We start from the raw sequence: 340 nt of genomic DNA, 5'->3' as shown, positions 1-340 counted from the left end.
GCCGACTCCACGCAGGCCGACTCCACGCACACCGACGGCACGGTTGCCTCGACCGCCACTGCGGACGCTCCCGGCGCCGACACGGCCGCGGCGGTCGGCACGGGTACGACCGGCGCAGCCCCGAGCGGCTCCGCCTCGACCGACACCTCGCCGAACGGTGCCTCTTCGAACGGCGCCTCCTCGAAGGGCTCGGCCCCGGCCGCCGCGGCACCGGTCGGTGCGGGCCCGACCGGCCGGGAGTCGACGGCCTCGGACACCGCGGCGGACCCGGCCACCCCGGTGCCGGCAGGCACCGGCTCCACCGCCCCCCACGGGGCCGGCACGGACGCAGGGGCCTCGG

General features: G+C 79.7%; 1 protein-coding gene. It reads right to left on the bottom strand.

The features are described 5' to 3' along the window. Positions 1-293 (bottom strand): hypothetical protein (locus GTW08_RS30945; protein WP_202416483.1); only part of this gene is annotated, 293 nt, incomplete at its 3' end. Positions 294-340 lie beyond the last annotated feature (47 nt).

The organism is Pseudonocardia sp. SID8383 (assembly GCF_009864975.1).
In the GTDB taxonomy this organism is placed as follows: domain Bacteria; phylum Actinomycetota; class Actinomycetes; order Mycobacteriales; family Pseudonocardiaceae; genus Pseudonocardia; species Pseudonocardia alni.
The sequence above is the reverse complement of the archived record's forward strand: the minus strand, read 5'-3'. Positions and strand labels throughout refer to the sequence as shown.